Below are 20,652 nucleotides of genomic sequence, written 5' to 3' on the forward strand. Positions count from 1 at the left end.
GCGCAGCGGTCAGTAGATCGCCGCGACCTCGCGGACGATCATGATGCCGAGCGCCACCCATGAAAGCGCGAACAGCGCGAAGCGGATCATCACGCGGTTGATGGTCGCCTGCACCAGCGAATGGAGCGCGCGCAGGATCACGTAGGCCCATGCCGCAAGCACGTGCCACTGGTCAGCGTGGCCGAGGAGCACGATGGCGATGACCATCGCGTAGAAGAGCGTCGGCGCCTCGAAGAGGTGGTTGTAGTTGTCGGCCACCCGCCGCGCCTCGCTCGGGAGCGTGTTCAGCGACCCCGGATGCTGCGCCGATTGCGGATCGATCTTCGCCTGGTTCATCGCGGGAATCCGGGTGGCGTACATCCACACGAACATCACCAGATTGAGCAGTCCCATCGCGACGATGGTCTGCAGCATCGAGATCACGTTGCTGTTCAAGGTCATGGGCATCCTCCCCCTGTTGGCTCCCAAGCGCGGAACCTGCGCCTTCGGCCGCCCGAGCGCAACCCTCACGGTCGACAGGGCGATTCCGTCCCGATATGGTCCGCCCATGCGTGAAAAAGAGCTTCGGCTGGCCCTCGTTTGCTACGGCGGCATCAGCCTTGCCGTCTATATGCACGGCATCACGCAGGAAATTTGGAAGATGCTGCGCGCAAGCCGCAGCTGGCATGACGCCGATCCGGAGCCACCCGGCGGCGACACCGAGCCTGTCTATCACGAACTGCTCGATGCGATTGGGCAGCACGTCCGCTTACGTGTGCTCGTCGATATCGTCGCGGGCGCGTCGGCGGGCGGCATAAACGGCATCTTTCTCGCGCAGGCGATCTCCAGCGGGCAGAGCCTTGCGCCGCTCGCGGATCTTTGGCTCGACAAGGCGGACGCCGACGAGCTTCTCGACCCTGCAGCGGTGCCCAAATCGCGCTGGAGCAAGTTCTACGCGCGGCCGCTGCTCTGGATGGCGCGCGGGCAGATCGATCCCTTGGACGAGATCGTCGAGAAGGGCGCGCGCGAGGAACTGCGCATCAAGGTTTCGCGCTTCATCCGCTCGCGCTGGTTCGAGCCGCCGTTTTCGGGCGAGCATTTCACCGAACTGCTGATGGGCGCGTTCGAGGCGATGGCCGAGACGAAGGCAGCTTCGCCGCTGCTGCCGCCCGGCCAGCCGCTCGACCTCTTCGTCACCGTCACCGACTATCACGGCTACCCCGAGCGGCTACGCCTCCACAGCCCCGAGGAGGTGATGGAGGTGGAGCACCGGAAGCTCATCACCTTCCGCGATTCAAGCGAGCGCGGCGCGGAGCGGAAGCTCGCCGACATCCCCTCGCTCACCTTCGCGGCGCGTGCGACGGCGTCGTTCCCCGGTGCCTTCCCGCCGTTCCAGCCGAGCGAACTCGACCGTGTGCTTGCAAAGGACGGCAAGCCCTGGCCGGAGCGCACCTCTTTTCTGTCGCGCGTGTTCCCGCACCGCGCCACCGGCGGTCTCGATCCGTCGAACGCGGTGCTGCTCGACGGCAGCATCCTCAACAACGCCCCCTTCGCGCCCGCCATTGCCGCGCTCCGCCAGCGCCCGGCGCACCGCGAGATCGATCGGCGCTTCGTTTATATTGATCCCAAGCCCGGCATCCGCAGCATCGGCACCCGTACCGACGCTTCGAAGCCTCCGGGTTTCTTCTCGACGATCCTGCGCTCGCTCTCCGACATTCCGCGCGAACAGCCGATCCGCGACGATCTCGATCACCTCGCCGGCCTGTCCTCGCGCGTGCGCCGCCTCAGCCATGTCGTGGAGGGTATACGCGCCACTGTGGACGAAGCGATCGAGGATGCGATCGGCCGCCGCCAGCTGCGTGCGAAGGTATCGCCCGCCAAGCTTCAGCAATGGCGGGCACAGGCGAATGCAGAGGCGGTGCTGCGTGCGGGCTTCACCTATCCCGCGTACGCGCACCTGAAACTGAGCCAGATCGTAGAGGAAATGGCACGGCTCTTCGCCGACCTCGGGGGGCACGAGCGCGATGTGGCCGAGCGCGTCCGCAAGGAGGTGTGGCGGCACGTCCGCAAGAACGGCATCGACCGGGTCACGAAGACGACGCGCCCCAAGGACGCCGACACCGATGTCTTCGTCCAGTTCCTGCGCCGATATGATCTCGGCTTCCGCATCCGGCGCCTGCGTTTCATCGTCCGCCGCGTGAACGAATGGGGCGATGCGGGCGGGTCCGAGGAGCTTCAGAAGACCGAGGCATTGAAGACGGCGCTCTACGATCTGCTCGCGCCTTATCTCGACCGCCGGCGTCTGGCATTTTACGGCCCGTGGGTGCGCGACCCCGCAGCGACCGCGAACAACGACCCCATCCCCGTGATCGAGGCGTACGGCGAAGCGCTCGGACTCACCGACTTCGATGCGCTCGGCGATGCGCGGCTCGCTGCCATCATCACGGACTGCACAGCCCCAGATCTTCGCGCGCAGCTGCTCAAAGCCTATCTCGGCTTTCCCTTCTACGACATCGCCACCTTCCCCCTGCTGCAGGGCGAGGGCCTTGACGAGTTCGACGAGATCAAGGTGGACCGCATCTCGCCGGACGACGCGCGCGCGATCCGTGAAGGCGGCGCGCTTGCGACATTGAAAGGCATCAAGTTCAACAGCTTCGGCGCGTTCTTTAGCCGCGCCTATCGCGAAAACGACTATCTCTGGGGCCGCCTGCACGGCGTCGATCGCGTGATCGACATCGTCGTGTCGGCGCTTCCAGAAGGCAAACGCCTCGACGCCGGGTTCGTCACCGGCATCAAGAAACGCGCCTTTCATGCCATTCTTGATGCCGAGGAGGCGCGGCTTACGGCAATTCCGGACCTGATCGAGGAGCTGCGCAAGGAGATCGGGTAAAAAATTTATCCCCAGCATTTCCACAGAGCACGGCGCGGAAAGCGATGTATAGTGCATCCATGCTGACACCGCTCCGTGCCGTACCGGCTCCTGCCGCTGACTCGCCGACTCTCCCGCACAACCTTGATGCGGAGGCTGCGCTGCTCGGCGCCATGATGATCGACAACCGGCTTGCCGAGGACGTGCAGCTGAAGCTGCGCCCCGAACATTTCTTCGAGCCGGTGCACGGTGAGATTTACGCCGCGATCCTGAAGCTCGTGGACCGCGCCATGCTCGCAACGCCTGTGACGCTGCGCCCGATGTTCGCCGATCACCCCGCGCTCGCCGAGCTCGGCGGCCCTGCGTACCTCGCGCAGCTTACCGAGCAGTCCGCAGCGCTGATCGCGGCGAAGGACTTCGCAGCGCAAATCTACGACCTCGCACTGCTGCGTGAACTCGTGCGCGTCGGACGCGAGATGGTGGTGAGCGCGTCTGACACCTCGCAGGACGTGAACCCGCACGATCAGATCCAGCAGGCCGAACTTGCGCTCTACAAGGTCGCCGAGGAGGGTGAGGTCTCGAACTCGGTGAAGAGCTTCGCCCAGTCCGCGACGCTCGCCGTGCAGATGGCCGAGCGCGCCAAGCAGTCCGGCGGACATCTTTCGGGTATCACCACGGGTCTCAATGCGCTCAACACCAAGATCGGCGGACTTCATCGCTCCGATCTCATCATCCTCGCCGGGCGTCCTGCGATGGGCAAGACCGCGCTTGCCACCAACATCGCCTTCTCGGCCGCCGAACGCCTGATGAAGGATCGTGCCGATCAGATCGACAAGACGAGCGGTGCGGGTGTCGCGTTCTTCAGCCTCGAAATGTCGGCGGATCAGCTCGCGACGCGTATCCTTGCCGAGCAGGCGCGGATCAGCTCCGAAGACCTTCGCATGGGCAAGATCAATCAGGCGCAGTTCCGCGATCTCGTGCGTGCGTCTGCGGCGCTGCAGGACTTGCCGCTCTACATCGACGATACGCCCGGCCTCACCATCGCAGCGATGCGTTCCCGCGCGCGACGCCTCAAGCGGCAGAAGGGTGTCGGCCTGATCGTGGTCGACTATCTTCAGCTTCTGCAGGGCAGCAGCCGGCAGTCGAACGAAAATCGCGTGAACGAAATCTCGGAAATCACGCGCGGCCTGAAGACGCTCGCCAAGGAGCTCAATGTACCGGTGATTGCGCTGTCGCAGCTCTCACGCGCTGTCGAGCAGCGCGAGGACAAGCGGCCCCAACTCGCCGATCTTCGCGAATCCGGCACTATCGAGCAGGACGCCGACATCGTGCTGTTCGTTTACCGCGACGAATATTACCACGCCCAGAAGAAGCCCGAGGACGGCACCGAGAAGTTCGAGAAATGGATGGAGCGGGGAATCGCCATCCGTGGACGCGCTGAGGTGATCGTGGCCAAGCAGCGTCATGGCTCAACAGGTATCGTCGATCTGCATTTCGAAGCTGTGCACACGCGATTCAGCGACCTCGCCGACGACGCGCATCTGCCCGAGCGGGATTACGAATAGAGGCTATTTCGTCTTCAGATATTGCGGTTTCACGAGCGCGCGGAGCGCGTCTGTCATCGGCACATCGATCTCGAAATCGCCTTCTGCATAAGGGCCGGCGACATACGGTGCGAGCAGGATGCGGAAACCGGAGATGTCCTGTCCCGGCCAAGACGCCAGCGCCACGGGCTGATCACCGAGCGGTGGGCAGTCGTCGAACATGTCGTTCTCGATCTCGCCGCGCCGCGAGACACGCTCCGCATCGAGCGCAGTGCAATAGGCAGGGGTGAGCAGTTTCTCTGCAGCGGTCCAGTCGGTGAAGAGATCGCTGAAGCTGATTTCGCGGCGCTCGATCTTGTCCCAGTATTTCACCGCGAAGCCGTGGTTTGGGTGCGCACCGCCCGTATACATCGAGATGTCGGCGCGAACGTTCAGCAGGGCGGGTGTGTCGGCGGCGACCGTCCAGTCCTGCACGAAGAAATGCGATATCTTCGGTGCGTCCGCTGGCCGCAGCTTCATGTCTTCCACTGCGCCTGCCTGCATCTCCTCCGCGCTTGCAAGCGCCTGCGCGCGCAGAGTGGAAAGGAGCGTCGGTGCCTCTGCAAGTTCCGGCGGCGCACGCCACAGGAAATCGAGTTCGGCTGTCTCGCGCTTCACGAGCAGATCGGTTGCCGGAATTGGCGCTGCTGCTCCGACAGACGGTGTGCTGTTCGTCTCGGCGGCGACGGCGCTTGTTTTTTCGGCTTCCCTCGCATCGCACGCCGCCAGCGTGAGCGTTGCCACAATCATTACGCAAGCGCGCTTCATATCGCTTCCTCCGCTCCGATCTCCGGCGGCAGCTTACCGGGCGATTTCGCGGGGGGCAATTACGCTCGCCTAGTGCAGATTCACTTCGGCAACCTTATCCTTGTAGGCTTTCTTCGGATCGATTCCGAGGAGAAGCTTCACGCCGGCAAAAAGACTGTTCTCGTTCAACCAGACTTCCGCGTGTTCGGCGTCCAGCCTTAGCAGCGCGAGCTTCGGGTCGGTTTTTCCGCCTTCGTACCATGCGGCGATGTATGGATTCCACAAGCGTTCGATAACGACCTGATCGTTATCCATCCACAGCGTGCCGTGAACCGTGGCGAACAGGTCGTGATCCTTGGCGGCGAATGTCGCGATCGCACGCTGTCCATCATCCAGCGCCTGAACAATCCCGTTGTCGCGGGCCGTGAAGAACCAGATCGGCCCGCGACCTTCCTCCTCCACCATTGCCGTCATGGGACGCGTATGACCGTCCTCGACGCCGTCGAGTCCAAGCATCATCGTTCGGTCTGACTTCAGTGCTTTCCAGAAGCGGGTTTCCATTTCGGCTTCGTTCGCCATGTCGAATTCTCCCTCGTGTAGGAAGGAAACAATTGCCGCCCTTAGCGGTTCCGACATGCGCTGGATCGTTTTTCGTTATTCGGCAGCCTCGGACAGGTCGTCGGCTTCCGTCTGCTGGCGCATCCACATTTCCGCGTAGAGGCCGTTTGTCGCGAGCAGACCGTCGTGGCGGCCGCGCTCGACAATGCGGCCTTTGTCCATGACGAGGATCTCGTCGGCATCGACGATCGTCGACAAGCGGTGGGCGATGACGAGCGTCGTGCGGCGCGCCGACACATTCGAGAGCGCGTCCTGGATAGCGGCTTCGGTGCGACTGTCGAGCGCGCTCGTCGCCTCGTCGAGGATCAGGATCGGGGGATCTTTCAGGATCGTGCGTGCGATGGCGACGCGCTGCTTCTCGCCGCCCGAGAGCTTGAGGCCGCGCTCGCCGACGACCGTGTCGTAGCCTTGCGGCAGCGAGACGATGAAGTCGTGGATCTGCGCTTGCCGCGCGGCCGCCTCGATTTCCATCTGTGTTGCGCCGGCGCGGCCGTAGCCGATGTTGTAGCCGATCGTGTCGTTGAACAGCACCGTGTCCTGCGGAACGATGCCGATGGCGGCGCGCACGCTCGCCTGCGTCACCGTGCGGATATCCTGATCGTCGATGGTCACGCGGCCCGTCTGGATATCGTAGAAGCGGTAGAGGATGCGGGAGAGCGTCGACTTGCCGGCACCCGATTCGCCGACGATGGCGACAGTGTCGCCGGGGGGGATTTCGAAGCTGACGCCGTGCAGGATCTGGCGTTCGGGATCATAGCCGAAATCGACATTCTCGAAACGCACCGCGCCGACGCTGACCGCAAGTGGCGGGGCGCCGGGCGCGTCGGCGATCTCGGGCACGGTGTCGAGCAGGCCGAACATCGCCTCCATGTCGATGAGGCCCTGCTTGATCTCGCGGTAAACCCAGCCGAGCATGTCGAGCGGGCGGAAGAGCTGCATGAGCAGCGTGTTCACCAGCACCACATCGCCGACGGTGAACTTGCCCTGGCTCCAGCCCCACACCGTGTAGGCCATGGCGCCCGCCATCATGATGTTGGTGATCAGCGACTGGCCGATGTTGAGCGCGGCGAGCGAATTCTCGCTCTTGATCGCGGCGCTCGCGTAGCTCTGCAGCGACTGGCTGTAACGCTGCCGTTCCAGCGCTTCGGCGCTGTAGTATTTCACCGTTTCGTAGTTGAGCAGCGAATCGACGGCGCGCTGCGTGGTGCGGTTGTCGGTATCGACCATGCGGCGGCGAAGCTCGCTGCGCCATTCGGTGACGCGGCGGGTGAACCAGATGTAGAGCGCGACGATGACGAGCGTCGCCGCGACGATCTCGAAGCCCATCTTGATCTGGAAGATCACGCAGACGGCGATGAGCTCCAGGATCGTGGGGGCGATGTTGAAGGCGAGGAAATAGAGCATCGTGTCGACGCTCTTGGTGCCGCGCTCGATGATGCGGGTGAGCGCGCCGGTGCGGCGTTCGAGGTGGAATCGCAGCGAAAGGTCGTGGATGCGGGTGAAGACCTCCCCGGCGAGGTCGGCGCCGGCGGTCTGGCCGACACGCTCGAAAATGACGTTGCGGATGTTGTCGAAAAATACACCGCCGAAGCGTGCGGCGGCATAGGCAAAGACGAGGCCGACGCCGAGCAGGAAGCCCTGGTTCGTGGGCGTCGCCATCGAATCGATCACGCCCTTGTATGCGAAGGGCATGATCAGCATCGTCGCCTTGGCAATCAGGACGAGGATGAGCGCGAAGACGACGCGTACCTTGAGGCCCGGCTTGTCGGCGGGCCAAAGGTAGGGGAGGAAGCGGCGCAGCGGGTGCTGCTGCGAGGTGGTCGTCATGCCCTGTAGATAGGCGCTCAGGCCGGCGCCTTCCAGCATGTGCTGACGTGATCGTTCACGAGGCCGACCGCCTGCATGTACGCGTAGATGATGGTCGAGCCGACGAAGTTCATGCCCGCCTTCTTGAGCGCCTTCGAAATGGCGTCGCTGAGCGGGGTGGAGGCGGGGACGTCCTTGAAGCTTTTGGGGCGGTTCACAAGGGGTTTGCCGTTCACGAAGGCCCACAGCCACGCATCGAAACTGCCGTGCTGGCGCTGCATCTCGAGGAACACGGCGGCGTTTCTGCGCGCGGACCAGACCTTCAGACGGTTGCGGACGATGTTTGCGGTGGCGAGCACCGTTTCAAGCTCGGCGTCCGTCATTGCTGCGACGCGGATCGGATCGAAATCGTGGAAGGCGGCGCGGTAACCTTCGCGCTTTTTCAAGACGGTTTCCCAGCTGAGCCCGGCCTGCGCGCCTTCAAGGATCAGCATCTCGAACAGCGTGCCGTCGTCGTGGACGGGAACACCCCACTCGTCATCGTGATACGCGGCGTAGAATTCCTTGCCGGGACTGTTGCCGAAACAGCGGGGTTTCGCGTCCATCACTAATCGAAGAGGCTGGAAACCGAGGATTCGTCAGCGATACGGCGGACAGCTTCGCCGAGCAACGGGGCGATGGTGAGCTGGCGCAGCTTCTTCGCATTCGCGATCTCGGGGCGCGAGATCGAGTCGGTGATGACAAGTTCCATCAGTTCCGAGCCTTCGACGCGGGCGACTGCACCACCCGAAAGCACGCCATGCGTACAGTAGGCGACCACGGCCTTGGCGCCCGCGGCACGGAGCGCGGCGGCGGCGTTGCAGAGCGTACCCGCCGAATCGACGATGTCGTCGACGAGAATGCAGAAGCGGCCCTCGACGTCGCCGATGATGTTCATGACCTCGGACTCGCCGGCGCGTTCGCGGCGCTTGTCGACGATGGCGAGCGGGGCGTTATCGAGCCGCTTGGCGAGCGCGCGGGCGCGCACCACGCCGCCGACGTCGGGCGAGACGACCATCATGTTTTCCGAGCCGTAACGAGCGAGGATGTCGTCGCTCATCACCGGGGCGGCGTAGAGGTTGTCGGTCGGGATGTCGAAGAAGCCCTGAATCTGCCCCGCGTGGAGATCGACCGAAAGTACGCGATTGGCGCCCGCAACGGTGATGAGGTTGGCGACGAGCTTCGCGGAAATCGGCGTACGCGGGCCGGGCTTCCGGTCCTGCCGCGCATAGCCGAAATAGGGGACGACGGCGGTGATGCGCTTGGCGCTCGCGCGCTTCAGGGCGTCGATGCAGATGAGAAGTTCCATCAGGTTGTCGTTCGCCGGGAAGGCTGTGGACTGGACGACGAACACGTCCTCGCCGCGTACATTCTCGTGGATTTCCACGAACACCTCTTCGTCCGCGAAGCGGCGCACGCTCGCCTGCGTCAGCGGCATGTCGAGGTAACGGGCGATATCGCCCGCGAGCTGAAGGTTGCTGTTGCCCGCAAGCAGCTTCATGGCGCGCGAATCCCTGTTTTTGGCGGTGACGAGTCGGTCGGTTCACTAGCGGCCGCAGGCGGCGCGGGCAACGCCTATGACATCTGTGTTGCAGCGGGGGTCAGGCGGGAAGCCCGATCAGCGCGATCTGCCGCCCGTAGTCGGCCTCTCCCCGGTGCGTCGCGCGGCGGAAGCTGAAGTAGGCCTGCGCGTTCGCATACGTGTCCGCGCCGAGCAGCTCGACGTGCCCGATGCCCGCCGCCGCAAGCCTTGCGCCCACGTAGGCCTCAAGGTCGAACTGGTGGTGCCCGGCGCGGCCGTCGAGGAAGAAACGCTCGTTTTCCGGGTCCGCTTCGCAGAAACGGCGGAAGAAACCCTCGTCCACTTCATAGGACGCGCGGGCGATGCAGGGTCCGACGGCGGCGGCGATGCGCTCGCGGCGCGCGCCGAGCGTTTCCATCGCCGCGACGACGCTGTCGGTGACGCCGCCGAGCGCACCCTTCCACCCGGCGTGCGCCGCGCCGACCACACCCGCCTCGCGGTCGGCGAGCAGCACGGGCGCGCAGTCCGCCGTGAGGATGCCGAGCAGCAGGCCCGGCGTGGCGGTCGCGAGCGCATCGGCGTGCGGGCGGGCATCGTCCGGGTACGGCGCGGTCACCGCGATCGTGTCCGGGCTGTGGACCTGATGTAGTGTCACGAGCTTTGCGCCCGGCAGCACGGCCTCCACCGCACGGCAGCGGTTTTCCGCGATGGCGGCGCGGTCGTCCTGCGACCCGAGCCCGACGTTGAGCCCCGCGACGATGCCTTCGGAAACGCCGCCCCGCCGCCCGAGGAAGCCGTGGGGGAGGCCGTCCAGTGCACGGGCGTGAAGGACGGGAACGTTCATGGGCGCAGCACCTTGCGATAAATGAAATCGTGATCGGCCTGTTCGCCCACCATGAAGCGGTAGTCGCCGACCTTCTCGAAGCCGTAGTTCTCGTAGACCTTCTGCGCCCGGTAGTTCTCCGACCAGACGGTGAGGTACATGTCCTGCCAGCCGCCCGCGTTGGCCCATTCGAGTGCCCACGCCATCATGGGCTGGGCGATGCCGCGCCCGTGCCACGCCTTCAGGATGTAGAGCTGGCGCAGCTCGCACTTGCTGCGACCGTCGTCGTCCACGGGAAGGTAGGGCGGGCCGACCTTGCAATAGGCGACCATCTGTCCGTCGGCTTCGGCGACACGAAAGGCGTAGGCCGGGTCCGCGAACTCCACGGGCATCCCCTCGGGGCCGAACACGGTGACGAGGAAGTGGTCGAGATCGTGCTTCGCATAGAGATGGCCGAAGGTCTCGATGAAGGTTTGACGACCGAGTTCGCAGAGCGCCAGAAGGTCGGCGGCTGTCGGTGTGCGGAATGTGATGCTCATGCGCCGAAGCCCGCTGGCTCGGGCCAATCCTTGTGCGTGAATGCAAGCACCTTGAACAGGCTCCCCATGGCCTGCGGCAGGGTCAGTCGCCGCATCGCGCCCGCTATAGCATGGCGGGCTTCCGGGTCGAGGCTGCGTGAGAGACGCTCGGCGCGGGCGTCGATGCCGAGCGCGAGCAGGAACGGGCCTTGTAGGGCGAGGGGTGAAACATAGACGCCGGCCGCGCGGGCTGCTTCGGCGAGGGCGGTGAAATCCACGTGGGCGGTGAGGTCGTGTTCGCCCGGTGCCGCGAGCGGATCGGCGGCGGCGTGGGCGGCGAGGGCTTGCAGGGAATCGCCTTCGGCTGGGCCTTCGTAGCCGTAGTCGATGAGGAGGGCTGCGCCGCCGTCTGCTGCGATCCGGTTTGCGAGGGTGGTCGCGTATTCGGCGCGGGCTGGGGCGGTTTCGCGGATGGGGTCGCCTTTGGGGATGTAGACGAAGTTGTCGGCCGCGATGCCGATGCGGCGCTCGTGCCAGGCGCCGTCAAAGTAGACCTCTTGCCGGATGGGGAGGGCGTCGAAGAACTCGTTGGCGATGACGAGCAGGGGGGTGCCTTGCGGCACCTCGGCGAGATCATTGTGCCACTCGGCTGCCGGGACGCGCTGCGCCTGGGCCGCGCGGAGGGTGGGGCTCGTTTCCACGAAATGGACGCGGATCGCGTCGGCGAAGGCGGGCAGCGCGCGGGCGGCGCGCAGGAGGTCGGCCATGAGCGTGCCGCGTCCCGGGCCGAGTTCGACGAGGTTCACGCGGGCGGGCCGCCCGGCGCGGTCCCAGAGGTCCGCCATCCACAGGCCGATGATCTCCCCGAACATCTGGCTGATTTCGGGCGCCGTGGTGAAGTCGCCGCCGCGCCCGAACGGATCGCGCCCGGCGTAGTAGGCCGCGACGCATTCCGCCATGTAGCGATCGACGCCGATCGGGCCGCGCGCTTCGATCTCCGCGGCGAGCTTGCGCCCGAGCGGGGTCATTTCGCGAGCGCGCGCCTGCCCGCCGTCGCGACGAAGTAGGCACCCGCGACGATCATCGTGGTGGACAGCGTCTGGCCCATGGTGAGGCCCCACGACAGCGTGCCGAGCTGCGCGTCGGGCTCGCGGAAATACTCAACGACGAAGCGGAACACGCCGTAGCCGAGCATGAACGCGCCGACGAGGAGCCCGGGCTTGTAGCGTGCATCGGTCTTCCAGAAGAGATACCAGAGGATCGCGAACAGCACGATGCCTTCAAGCCCCGCCTCGTAGAGCTGGCTCGGGTGACGGAGCACGTCGCCGCCGGTAGGGAACTTCATCGCCCACGGCACGTCCGTCGCGCGGCCCCAGAGCTCGCCATTGATGAAGTTGGCGATACGCCCGAAGAACAGACCGAACGGGATGGTGCAGGCGATATAGTCGTGCACGCGTAGCCAGCTCAGCTTCTGCTGCCATGTGTAGATAAGGAGTGCGATCGAAACACCCGCCGCGCCGCCGTGGAACGACATGCCGCCTTCCCACAGCTTGAACACGTCGGAGATATGGCCTTCGGGGCCGAAGAAACGTTCGAAATCGTAGAACAGCACATAGCCGACGCGGCCGCCGAGGATGATGCCGAGCGTGACCCAGGTGACGAGATCGTCGGCGTGGCGCCGCGCCATCGGCGCGCCGGGCTTCGCCAGCATCTTCAGCAGATACCACCACGCGACGACGATGCCGCCGATGTAGGCGAGACTGTACCAGCGGATCGGCAGTCTTGTGTCGGTGAAAGGCAGGGGAATGTGGAACCAGACCGGATCGATGCTGGGGTAGGTGAGCGCGGCCTCGATTGCGAACATACGACTGTCTGCCCTCAAAAACGACGGGATTGCCCCTGTGGACGCCGCGCACCATAGTGCCGGGGGAGCATAACGCAATCGGATGCGGGGAGGGTTTTGGCCTATGGCCGAGCCGCTGGAGGAGTTTCGCGGCGAAACGCGCGCGTGGCTGGAGGTGAACTGTCCGCCGGAGATGCGCGAGCGTGTTCTGGAAGAGGCCGACGTGTGCTGGGGCGGTCGCAATTTCCGCTTCAAGAACGACGCGCAGCGGGTTTGGCTGGAGCGTATGGCAGCGCGCGGCTGGACGGTGCCGGAATGGCCGAAAGCGTATGGCGGCGGCGGGCTCTCCGCCGAGGAGGCCAAGGTCCTCGCCGAAGAGATGCGGCGCATCCACGCACGGCCGCCGCTCAGTTCGTTCGGCATCTGGATGCTGGGACCGGCGCTGTTGAAATACGGCAATGAAGCGCAGAAGGCCGAGCATCTTCCGAGGATCGCGCGCGGCGAAATCCGCTGGTGCCAGGGCTATTCGGAGCCGGGCGCGGGGTCCGACCTCGCTGCGCTGAAGACGAAGGCGGAGGACAAGGGCGACCACTGGCTGGTGAACGGCTCCAAGATCTGGACGAGCTATGCCGATCAGGCCGACTGGATCTTCTGCCTTGTTCGCACCGAGCCAGACGCGCCCAAGCACGAGGGCATCAGCTTCCTGCTGTTCGACATGGCGTCCGAAGGTGTTTCGACCTCGCCGATCAAGCTGATCAGCGGCTATTCGCCGTTCTGCCAGACCTTCTTCGACAATGTGAAGGTGCCGAAGGAAAACCTCGTCGGCACGCGCGGCAAGGGCTGGTCGATCGCCAAGTATCTGCTCACCCACGAACGCAGCTCGATCGGTGCCGACTTCGGCACCGGGGGGCGCGACACGGCGGCGCAGATCGCAAAGAAGCGCGTCGGCACGCGCGCCGACGGCACGCTGGCCGACGAAGGCCTGCGGGTGGACCTCGCGCGGCACGACATGGATACATTGTGCTTCGCGCTCACCATGGAGCGGGTGAAGGACGAAGCGAAAGCCGGGCAGGACATCGGACATTTGTCATCGATGCTGAAGCATGTGGGATCGGAACTGAACAAGTCGCGGCAGGAATTGCTGATGAGCGTTTTCGGAAGCGACGGGCTGCTGTGGGACGGCGAGCGCGCGCACGACGGTGACATGGCGAAGGCATGGCTGCGTTCGCGCGCGAACTCGATCGAGGGCGGCACGGCGGAAGTGCAGCTCGGCATCATCGCCAAGCGCGTGCTCGCGCTGCCCGATGCGTAAGGAGTGACGATGGCGCTGGTGCTGACTGACGAACAGGCGATGATCCGCGAGGCGGCGGACGGATTCTTCGCCTCCGAAGCGCCGGTATCGGAGCTTCGACGGCTGCGTGACGCTGCCGACGCGACCGGCTTTTCGCGCGACCTCTGGAAGCAGATGGCCGAGATGGGTTTCGCGGGCGTGCTCGTGCCCGAGGCGCACGGGGGCAGCGGGCTGGGCCTCGTCGCCGCGAACCTCATTCAAGAGGCGGTGGGCCGCAACCTGTCACTGTCGCCGTTCCTTTCGACCGCCGTGCTTGGTGCGACGGCGCTTTCCGGCGCCAGCGAGGACCAGAAGGCGGCGCTGCTGCAGAAGCTCGCGGCGGGCGACCTGCTGCTGGCGCTGGCGAGCGATGAGGCTTCGCGCCATGCGCCGCACCTGATCCGCACGCGCGCCGAGGCAGCCGGGAACGGCTTCCGGCTTACCGGCGCCAAGACCTTCGTGCTCGACGGGCATGTCGCCGACCGGCTGATCGTCGCCGCGCGGACCTCGGGCGAGGACGGGGACCGGGACGGCATCACGCTGTTCCTCGTCGACCCGAAGGCGGCCGGCGTCGATGTGCGCCGGACGATCATGGTCGACAGCCGCAACGCCGCCGATATCCGCTTTGACGGCGTGCAGGTGGACGGCGCGGACGTGATCGGCGCGGTCGGTGAAGGCGCGGCGATCCTCGATCGCGTGCTCGACGCGGGCCGCACGTGCCTTGCCGCCGAGATGGTCGGCGTGTCGGCGCAGAGCTTTTCAATGACGGTCGGCTATCTGAAGGAACGCGATCAGTTCGGCCGCAAGATCGGCAGCTTTCAGGCGCTCCAGCATCGGGCCGCGCAGCTTTACTGCGAAATCGAACTGGCGAAATCGGCGACGCTGAAGGCCGCGCAGGCGCTCGACGCCGGCGACAGGGACGCGCCGCTCTACGCCAGCCTCGCCAAGGCTAAGGCGGGCGCGGTGGCGCGGCTCGCGACGAACGAAGGCGTGCAGATGCACGGCGGCATCGGCATGACCGACGAATACGACATCGGCTTCTACATGAAGCGCGCGCGTGCCGCCGAAACGAGTTTCGGCGACCTGTCGTTTCATGGCGATCGTCTCGCCCGCATGCTAGGGTATTGAAATGCTGACCGAACTCGACAAGGCGCAGGACAAGGCTATCGCAGCGATCACGGCGCCCGGCGGCCAGCTGGAAGTGATCGAAAAGACGGTCAAGGGCGTACCGCTCAAGGTCTTCAAGAACGCGCCGCCGACAATGCGCGAGTTTTTCCAGTTCTTCTTCGCGCACAATGCCGCGCGCGAATTCCTCGTCTATGGCGAGGAGCGGATGACCTTCGCGGACGTTTATGCGAAGGCGCTGCGCATCGCGGCGGCGGTGCAGCACAAATACGGCATCGCCAAGGGCGACCGCGTGGCGATCGCCATGCGAAACTATCCCGAATGGATCATGGCCTATATCGGCCTCGTCCATCTCGGCGCGGTGGTCGTACCGATGAATGCATGGTGGCAGCCCGAAGAGCTTGCCTATGGCCTCTCCGACAGCGGCGCGCGGCTTGTTATTGCGGACGAGGAGCGTCTGCGCCGGCTCGGCGCGATCGAGGGCCTGTCGGTGCCGGTGGTTGCTGTCCGGACCAGCCATGGTGTGGTCGCCGAGCACGGTGCGGACCTTCTCGACGACATCCTGGAAAGCAGCCCGACGGATACGTGGTATCTGCCGCCGATCGCGCCCGACGACGATGTGAGCATCCTCTACACGTCCGGCTCGACCGGATTCCCCAAAGGCGCCGTGGCGACGCATCGCGGCGTCGTGCATGGCGCGTTCTCGTATCTGGTGCAGGGCCTTGCGCTGTTGAAGCTGTCCGAAGCCTCGGGCGCATATGTGCCGCCGCAGCAGATCATGCTGCTGACCGTGCCGCTGTTCCACGTCACGGGCCTTGTACCGCTGATGCTCGTGTCGGTGGCGATCGGCCGCAAGTTCATCATGATGCACCGCTGGGACGCGGGCGAAGCGATCCGGCTGATCGACAAGGAGAAGTGCACCTATTTCGTCGGCGTGCCGACGATGACGCACGAGATCATGTCGCACCCGGACCGCGACAAGTACGACCTTTCCACGGTTACGGACTGGGCCGCCGGCGGCGCGCCGCGCCCGGCGGAACATGTCGAGCGGCTGGCGAAGGCGATTCCCACGGGGAAGCCGGCGATCGGTTACGGCCTTACCGAAACGAACGGGGTGGGCGCCGGCATCCTCCGCGAATCCTACCTCGCGCGTCCGACCTCGACGGGTCGTGCTTCCAAGCCCGTCGTCGAGATCGCGATCCTCGACGACGAGGGGAATGCGCTTGCGCCGCAGGCGGTGGGCGAGGTGTGCATCCGTTCGGCGGCGAACGTGCGCGGTTATTGGCGGCGCCCGAAAGAGACGGCGGAGGCTTTCGACAAGGCGGGATGGTTCCACACCGGCGACGTCGGCTACCTCGACGAGGACGGCTTCCTGTTCATCGTCGACCGCAAGAAGGACATCATCATCCGCGGCGGCGAGAATATCAGCTGCCAGGAAGTCGAGGCCGCAATCTATGCACATCCGGCCGTGCTGGCGGCAAGCGTGTTCGGGCTTCCCGACGACCGGCTCGGCGAGATCGTGGGTGCCGTGGTCTACCTGAAACCGGGCGAGAAGGCGGAGCCGGAGGCGATCATCGACTTCACGCGCCAGCACCTCGCGGCGTTCAAGGTGCCGGCGCGGCTCTGGGTTTCCGACGAGCCGCTGCCGCGTCTGGGTTCGGAGAAGATCGACAAGGTGAGCCTGCGCAAGACCTACCGCGAACGGCATCGCGGCGAAGCGGCCTGAAGGGCGAGCGGAGACGCCGCATCGACAGGCCGTTTCGTCCGCGATAAACCGCAGGGATGGACGCCAAGACACCACCGCCCGCCCAACGGAAACGGGAGCTTCCGAAGCTGCCGCAGATTTCACGCCGCAAATTGCTGATCGGCATCGGCGCGGGCGCGGGGCTCGCGATTGGTTACGCGGTGTGGCCGCGCCGGGTGCCGCTCAATCTCGCGGTGCGCGAGGGCGAGACGCTGGTGAACGCGTGGCTCAAGATCGGCGCGGACGGGCGCATCGCGATCGCCGTGCCGCAGGCGGAAATGGGGCAGGGCGTCTACACGTCGCTACCGCAGCTTCTGGCGCACGAACTCGGCGCGGACTGGAAGATGATCTCGGTGGAACCCGCGCCGCTGCATCCGGTCTATGCCAATCGGGCAATGGCCGAAGGCATGGCGGCGGAAGCGCCCGGCTTCCTGCAAGGCATCGTGCGCTGGGCAGCGACAACGATGGTGGAGCGGTATTCGCTGCAGCTGACCGGCGGTTCGACCTCGGTCGCGGCCTATTGGGAACCGCTGCGGACGGCGGGCGCTGCAGCGCGCGCGCTGCTCTGCGCGGCTGGCGCGAAACGGCTGGGCGTCGATGTGGCGGCGTGTGATACCGCGAACGGCTTCGTCGTCGCGCCGGGAAACAAGAAGATCGCGTTCAAGGATCTGCTCGCGGATATCGATCCCGACGATGCGCCCGAGGAACCCGAATGGCGGCCGGACGGCAAGGGGCCCTTCCTCGGTCAGCCGATGCCGCGCCTCGATACGCCCGCGAAGGTGGACGGCAGCGCGCAGTTCGGTGCGGACGTTCGCCTGCCGGGCATGATTTACGCGGCGATCCGGGGCGTGCCGCACGGCGCGAAGGAACTGGCATCGGCGCAGCTTCCGAAGTCGGCGCGCAAGGGTGGCGTGATCGGGCTCGTCACCGGCGCGCGCTGGTACGCTGTGACGGCGGACACGTGGTGGGCGGCGCGGCAGGCGCTCGACCTCGTCGATCCTGATTTCGAGCCCGGCGAGACGATGGCCGACAGCCTCGCGATCGAGGAAGCGCTCGATACCGCGCTCCACGGCGACGACGGCACGATCTTCGAATCGAGCGGCGACATCGATGAGGGGCTTGGAGCGGGCAAGCGGATCGAAGCCGATTATTCGGTGCCGTTCCTCGCGCACGCCTGCATGGAGCCGATGACGGCGACGGCGCGCTTCGAGAGCGGCAAGGTTGAGGTTTGGGTGCCGACGCAGTCCGCGACGCTCGTCGTGTGGCGCGTCGCCGAGGCGCTCGGTATCGCCGAGCAGGATGTGACGGTTTTCCCGACGCTGCTCGGCGGCGGTTTCGGACGCAAGGCGGAGGTGGACGCGGCGGTGCAGGCGGCGCTGATCGCGCGCGATGCCGGCAGAGCCGTGCAGCTGATCTGGCACCGCGAGGAAGACATGGCGCGCGACATGTATCGCCCGCCCGCCAAGGCGCGGCTGCGGGGTGCTGTGAACGCCGACAAGAAGATCGGCGCGTTCGACATCAAGATCGCCGCGCCGAACCTCGGCGAGAGCTTCATGTCGCGCAACATCCCCGCGCTCGCGAGCGGCGGCGACAGTGCGGCGATGCTGGAGGGCGCGCTTGCGCTTCCCTATGCGGTGCCCGTGTTCCGCGCCGCGCATGTCGACGTGCCGACGCCGGTTCCGCTCGGCTACTGGCGCTCGGTGGGGCACAGCTACACGGCGTTCTTCTGCGAAAGCTTCGTCGACGAGCTGGCGCACGCCGCCGCCGTCGATCCGTTCGAGTTCCGCCTGCGCATGATGGAGGAGGGCTCGCGCGAAGCTGAAGTGCTGAAGACCGCCGCGTCGCGCGGTGCGTTCTCGGCGGTGAGCGAGGATCACATCGGCCGCGGCATCGCCATCCACAAGAGCTTCGGCTCGATCGTCGCCGAGGTCGTCGAGGTCGAGGCGCCGAGCATCGAGCAGGTGACGGTGAAGCGCGTGAGCTGCGTGATCGATTGCGGGCGCATCGTGAACCCGGACATCATCAAGGCGCAGATGGAAAGCGCGATCATCTTCGGCCTGTCCGCCGCGCTGCACGGGCAGGTGCGCTTCACGGACGGGGAGGCGGAACAGCTCAATTTCGACACGTATCCGCTGCTGCGGCTCGACGAGACGCCCGAGATCGACGTGCACATCATGGAATCGGATGCGCCCCCAAGCGGCGTGGGCGAACCCGGCGTGCCGCCGCTCGCCCCTGCGCTCGTGAATGCGATTTTCGCAGCGACGGGCGAGCGCCTGCGCGACCTTCCGCTCTATCGCTACTGATGCTGCCGCAAGGTCATCCGCCGGTCGCTGACCCAAAGGTCGGTGTGCTCATCGTCAACCTCGGGTCGCCGGACGCGCCGGAGCCGGCGGCGGTAAAGCGCTACCTGAAGGAGTTCCTGTCGGACCGGCGCGTGGTCGAGATCCCGGCGCTCCTCTGGCAGCCGATCCTGCGCGGCATCATCCTCAATACGCGCCCGGCGAAAAGCGCCGCGCTCTACGCCTCCATCTGGGACCGCGACCGGGGCGATTCGCCGCTTCGCGTGATCACGGCCGACCAGGCGTCGGCATTGCAGGCTGCGCTTCCCGACGTCCGCGTGGATTTCGCCATGCGCTACGGCAATCCTTCGATCCCGGACCGGCTCGCCGCGCTCAAGGCCGCAGGCTGCACGCGCATTCTCGTGATGCCGCTCTATCCGCAATATTCGGCGGCGACGACGGCGACCGTCATCGACAAGGTCGGCGATACGCTGAAGGCCATGCGCTGGCAGCCCGCGCTGCGCTTCCTGCCGCCCTATCACGACGACCCACTCTATATCGCCGCGCTCGCAGAGGACGCGCGCACGGCGCTCGCGGCGCTCGATTTCGAGCCCGACGTGCTTGTCGCGTCGTTCCACGGAATGCCCGAGCGCACGCTTGAACTCGGCGATCCCTATCATTGCCACGCCCAGAAAACGGCGCGGCTGCTCCGCGAGGCGCTGGGGCGCGATGAAACGGATTTCCGCACCGCGTTCCAGTCGCGTTTCGGCAAGGCCGAATGGCTGAAACCCTATCTCGACAAGACACTCGAATCGCTGGCCCGCGAGGGCGTTCGCAAGATCGCCGTGATCGCGCCGGGCTTCAGCGCCGATTGCATTGAAACGCTCGAAGAGATCGCGATTCAGGGGCGTGAGCTGTTCCTCCACGCGGGTGGAACACATTTCGCTTATTTGCGCTGTCTCAATGCCGAACCGGCCGGAATGCGGATGCTGAGAGAACTCGCCGCGCGCGAACTTGCCGGTTGGCGCGAATCGGGTCATTGATTGCAACAGAATTGAAAAAAGCGAGCAGTACCGGCCAATTGCACTTGGGAGGAGAGTCATCATGGGTCGCGTAGCTATCGTCACGGGCGGATCGCGTGGCATCGGCGAGGCGATCAGCCTCGAACTTCAGAAAATGGGCATGAAGGTGGCCGCGAACTATGCGGGCAACGACGAGAAGGCGCGTGAGTTCACCGCGCGCACGGGCATCCCGACGTACAAGTGGGACGTCGGCGATTTCGATGCCTGCCAGGAAGGCGTCCGCAAGGTCGAAGCCGATCTCGGGCCGGTCGACGTGCTCGTCAACAACGCGGGCATCACGCGCGACGGCACGCTCACGAAAATGGACCGCAAGAGCTGGGACGAGGTGATCGACGTCAACCTTGGCGGCTGTTTCAACATGGCGAAGGCGGTGTTCGACAGCATGAGATCGCGCGGCTACGGGCGTATCGTCAACATCGGCTCGATCAACGGGCAGGGCGGCCAGTACGGCCAGGTGAACTATGCCGCCGCCAAATCCGGCATCCACGGTTTCACCAAGGCGCTCGCGCAGGAAGGCGCGCGCTTCGGCATCACCGTGAACGCGCTTGCACCAGGTTATATCGATACGGACATGGTGGCGGCGGTGCCCGAAGCCGTGCTCGAGAAGATCGTCGCCAAGATCCCGGTCGGGCGGCTCGGCAAGGCGAGCGAGATCGCGCGGGGCGTCGGCTTCCTTTGCGCCGAGGATGCAGGCTTCGTCACCGGGTCAACGCTGTCGATCAACGGCGGCCAGCACATGTATTGA

Annotated in this window: 18 protein-coding genes; 8 read left to right on the forward strand and 10 right to left on the reverse strand. The window is 65.5% G+C overall.

The window, feature by feature from the left end:
• Window positions 1-9: 9 nt before the first annotated feature.
• The gene (locus H2052_RS01065; RefSeq protein ID WP_293776879.1) at window positions 10-441 is read right to left on the reverse strand and encodes an MAPEG family protein; all 432 of its coding nucleotides are present in this window, start codon (window positions 439-441) and stop codon (window positions 10-12) included.
• A gap of 106 nt (window positions 442-547) precedes the next feature.
• On the opposite strand from H2052_RS01065, the gene H2052_RS01070 reads away from it, so the two are divergent.
• Both H2052_RS01070 and H2052_RS01075 read left to right on the forward strand, forming a co-directional pair.
• Entirely contained in the window at window positions 548-2,869 is a 2,322-nt protein-coding gene (locus H2052_RS01070) for a patatin-like protein (RefSeq protein ID WP_293776881.1), read from the forward strand.
• A 59-nt stretch (window positions 2,870-2,928) separates the two neighbouring features.
• Window positions 2,929-4,413, forward strand: coding sequence for a replicative DNA helicase (locus H2052_RS01075; protein WP_293776883.1), 1,485 nt, complete (start codon window positions 2,929-2,931; stop codon window positions 4,411-4,413).
• A gap of 3 nt (window positions 4,414-4,416) precedes the next feature.
• Here the strand turns inward: H2052_RS01075 and H2052_RS01080 are convergent, their stop codons facing one another.
• The 9 genes from H2052_RS01080 to lgt form a co-directional block, all read right to left on the reverse strand.
• The gene (locus H2052_RS01080) at window positions 4,417-5,199 is read right to left on the reverse strand and encodes a hypothetical protein (RefSeq protein WP_293776884.1); all 783 of its coding nucleotides are present in this window, start codon (window positions 5,197-5,199) and stop codon (window positions 4,417-4,419) included.
• Window positions 5,200-5,268: 69 nt separating this feature from the next.
• On the reverse strand, window positions 5,269-5,757 hold the full coding sequence (locus H2052_RS01085; protein WP_293776886.1) for a pyridoxamine 5'-phosphate oxidase family protein: 489 nt from the start codon (window positions 5,755-5,757) through the stop codon (window positions 5,269-5,271).
• Between the two features lie 75 nt (window positions 5,758-5,832).
• Complete coding sequence (locus H2052_RS01090; RefSeq protein WP_293777220.1) at window positions 5,833-7,623, reverse strand: ABC transporter ATP-binding protein/permease; 1,791 nt, start codon at window positions 7,621-7,623, stop codon at window positions 5,833-5,835.
• 17 nt (window positions 7,624-7,640) lie between these two features.
• A complete protein-coding gene (locus H2052_RS01095) occupies window positions 7,641-8,207 on the reverse strand; it encodes a DNA-3-methyladenine glycosylase I (RefSeq protein ID WP_293776888.1) in 567 nt (188 codons plus the stop codon).
• A gap of 2 nt (window positions 8,208-8,209) precedes the next feature.
• Entirely contained in the window at window positions 8,210-9,142 is a 933-nt protein-coding gene (locus H2052_RS01100) for a ribose-phosphate pyrophosphokinase (RefSeq protein WP_121052045.1), read from the reverse strand.
• Window positions 9,143-9,242: 100 nt separating this feature from the next.
• Entirely contained in the window at window positions 9,243-10,007 is a 765-nt protein-coding gene (gene pgeF, locus H2052_RS01105; RefSeq protein ID WP_293776896.1) for a peptidoglycan editing factor PgeF, read from the reverse strand.
• Window positions 10,004-10,525, reverse strand: coding sequence for a GNAT family N-acetyltransferase (locus H2052_RS01110; protein WP_293776898.1), 522 nt, complete (start codon window positions 10,523-10,525; stop codon window positions 10,004-10,006). The genes pgeF and H2052_RS01110 overlap by 4 nt, the downstream gene beginning before the upstream one ends.
• Complete coding sequence (locus H2052_RS01115; protein ID WP_293776900.1) at window positions 10,522-11,532, reverse strand: SAM-dependent methyltransferase; 1,011 nt, start codon at window positions 11,530-11,532, stop codon at window positions 10,522-10,524. Before H2052_RS01115 ends, H2052_RS01110 begins: the two co-directional genes overlap by 4 nt.
• A complete protein-coding gene (gene lgt / locus H2052_RS01120; RefSeq protein ID WP_293776902.1) occupies window positions 11,529-12,368 on the reverse strand; it encodes a prolipoprotein diacylglyceryl transferase in 840 nt (279 codons plus the stop codon). Before lgt ends, H2052_RS01115 begins: the two co-directional genes overlap by 4 nt.
• Before the next feature lie 103 nt (window positions 12,369-12,471).
• On the opposite strand from lgt, the gene H2052_RS01125 reads away from it, so the two are divergent.
• From H2052_RS01125 to phbB, 6 genes are all read left to right on the forward strand, one after another.
• Window positions 12,472-13,659: an acyl-CoA dehydrogenase family protein gene (locus H2052_RS01125; RefSeq protein WP_293776904.1), complete on the forward strand. Its 1,188-nt coding sequence runs from the start codon at window positions 12,472-12,474 to the stop codon at window positions 13,657-13,659.
• A gap of 9 nt (window positions 13,660-13,668) precedes the next feature.
• Window positions 13,669-14,805, forward strand: coding sequence for an acyl-CoA dehydrogenase (locus H2052_RS01130; protein WP_293776905.1), 1,137 nt, complete (start codon window positions 13,669-13,671; stop codon window positions 14,803-14,805).
• A 1-nt stretch (window position 14,806) separates the two neighbouring features.
• Entirely contained in the window at window positions 14,807-16,528 is a 1,722-nt protein-coding gene (locus tag H2052_RS01135) for a class I adenylate-forming enzyme family protein (protein ID WP_293776907.1), read from the forward strand.
• 56 nt (window positions 16,529-16,584) lie between these two features.
• Window positions 16,585-18,849 (forward strand): molybdopterin cofactor-binding domain-containing protein, encoded by a 2,265-nt coding sequence (locus tag H2052_RS01140; RefSeq protein ID WP_293776909.1) that lies wholly within the window; start codon window positions 16,585-16,587, stop codon window positions 18,847-18,849.
• Window positions 18,849-19,868, forward strand: a complete 1,020-nt coding sequence (gene hemH / locus H2052_RS01145) for a ferrochelatase (protein ID WP_293776911.1) — start codon at window positions 18,849-18,851, stop codon at window positions 19,866-19,868. Before H2052_RS01140 ends, hemH begins: the two co-directional genes overlap by 1 nt.
• A gap of 61 nt (window positions 19,869-19,929) precedes the next feature.
• On the forward strand, window positions 19,930-20,652 hold the full coding sequence (phbB, locus tag H2052_RS01150) for an acetoacetyl-CoA reductase (RefSeq protein WP_293776913.1): 723 nt from the start codon (window positions 19,930-19,932) through the stop codon (window positions 20,650-20,652).

This window comes from Sphingosinicella sp., assembly GCF_013911755.1.
Classification (GTDB): Bacteria; Pseudomonadota; Alphaproteobacteria; order Sphingomonadales; family Sphingomonadaceae; genus Sphingosinicella.

Excerpts from the sequence above, each read along its gene's own strand:
- H2052_RS01065 (WP_293776879.1), bottom strand. The coding sequence starts at position 441 with ATGACCTTGAACAGCAACGTGATCTCGATGCTGCAGACCATCGTCGCG.
- H2052_RS01070 (WP_293776881.1), top strand. The coding sequence starts at position 548 with ATGCGTGAAAAAGAGCTTCGGCTGGCCCTCGTTTGCTACGGCGGCATC.
- H2052_RS01075 (WP_293776883.1), top strand. The coding sequence starts at position 2,929 with ATGCTGACACCGCTCCGTGCCGTACCGGCTCCTGCCGCTGACTCGCCG.
- H2052_RS01080 (WP_293776884.1), bottom strand. The coding sequence starts at position 5,199 with ATGAAGCGCGCTTGCGTAATGATTGTGGCAACGCTCACGCTGGCGGCG.
- H2052_RS01085 (WP_293776886.1), bottom strand. The coding sequence starts at position 5,757 with ATGGCGAACGAAGCCGAAATGGAAACCCGCTTCTGGAAAGCACTGAAG.
- H2052_RS01090 (WP_293777220.1), bottom strand. The coding sequence starts at position 7,623 with ATGACGACCACCTCGCAGCAGCACCCGCTGCGCCGCTTCCTCCCCTAC.
- H2052_RS01095 (WP_293776888.1), bottom strand. The coding sequence starts at position 8,207 with ATGGACGCGAAACCCCGCTGTTTCGGCAACAGTCCCGGCAAGGAATTC.
- H2052_RS01100 (WP_121052045.1), bottom strand. The coding sequence starts at position 9,142 with ATGAAGCTGCTTGCGGGCAACAGCAACCTTCAGCTCGCGGGCGATATC.
- pgeF (WP_293776896.1), bottom strand. The coding sequence starts at position 10,007 with ATGAACGTTCCCGTCCTTCACGCCCGTGCACTGGACGGCCTCCCCCAC.
- H2052_RS01110 (WP_293776898.1), bottom strand. The coding sequence starts at position 10,525 with ATGAGCATCACATTCCGCACACCGACAGCCGCCGACCTTCTGGCGCTC.
- H2052_RS01115 (WP_293776900.1), bottom strand. The coding sequence starts at position 11,532 with ATGACCCCGCTCGGGCGCAAGCTCGCCGCGGAGATCGAAGCGCGCGGC.
- lgt (WP_293776902.1), bottom strand. The coding sequence starts at position 12,368 with ATGTTCGCAATCGAGGCCGCGCTCACCTACCCCAGCATCGATCCGGTC.
- H2052_RS01125 (WP_293776904.1), top strand. The coding sequence starts at position 12,472 with ATGGCCGAGCCGCTGGAGGAGTTTCGCGGCGAAACGCGCGCGTGGCTG.
- H2052_RS01130 (WP_293776905.1), top strand. The coding sequence starts at position 13,669 with ATGGCGCTGGTGCTGACTGACGAACAGGCGATGATCCGCGAGGCGGCG.
- H2052_RS01135 (WP_293776907.1), top strand. The coding sequence starts at position 14,807 with ATGCTGACCGAACTCGACAAGGCGCAGGACAAGGCTATCGCAGCGATC.
- H2052_RS01140 (WP_293776909.1), top strand. The coding sequence starts at position 16,585 with ATGGACGCCAAGACACCACCGCCCGCCCAACGGAAACGGGAGCTTCCG.
- hemH (WP_293776911.1), top strand. The coding sequence starts at position 18,849 with ATGCTGCCGCAAGGTCATCCGCCGGTCGCTGACCCAAAGGTCGGTGTG.
- phbB (WP_293776913.1), top strand. The coding sequence starts at position 19,930 with ATGGGTCGCGTAGCTATCGTCACGGGCGGATCGCGTGGCATCGGCGAG.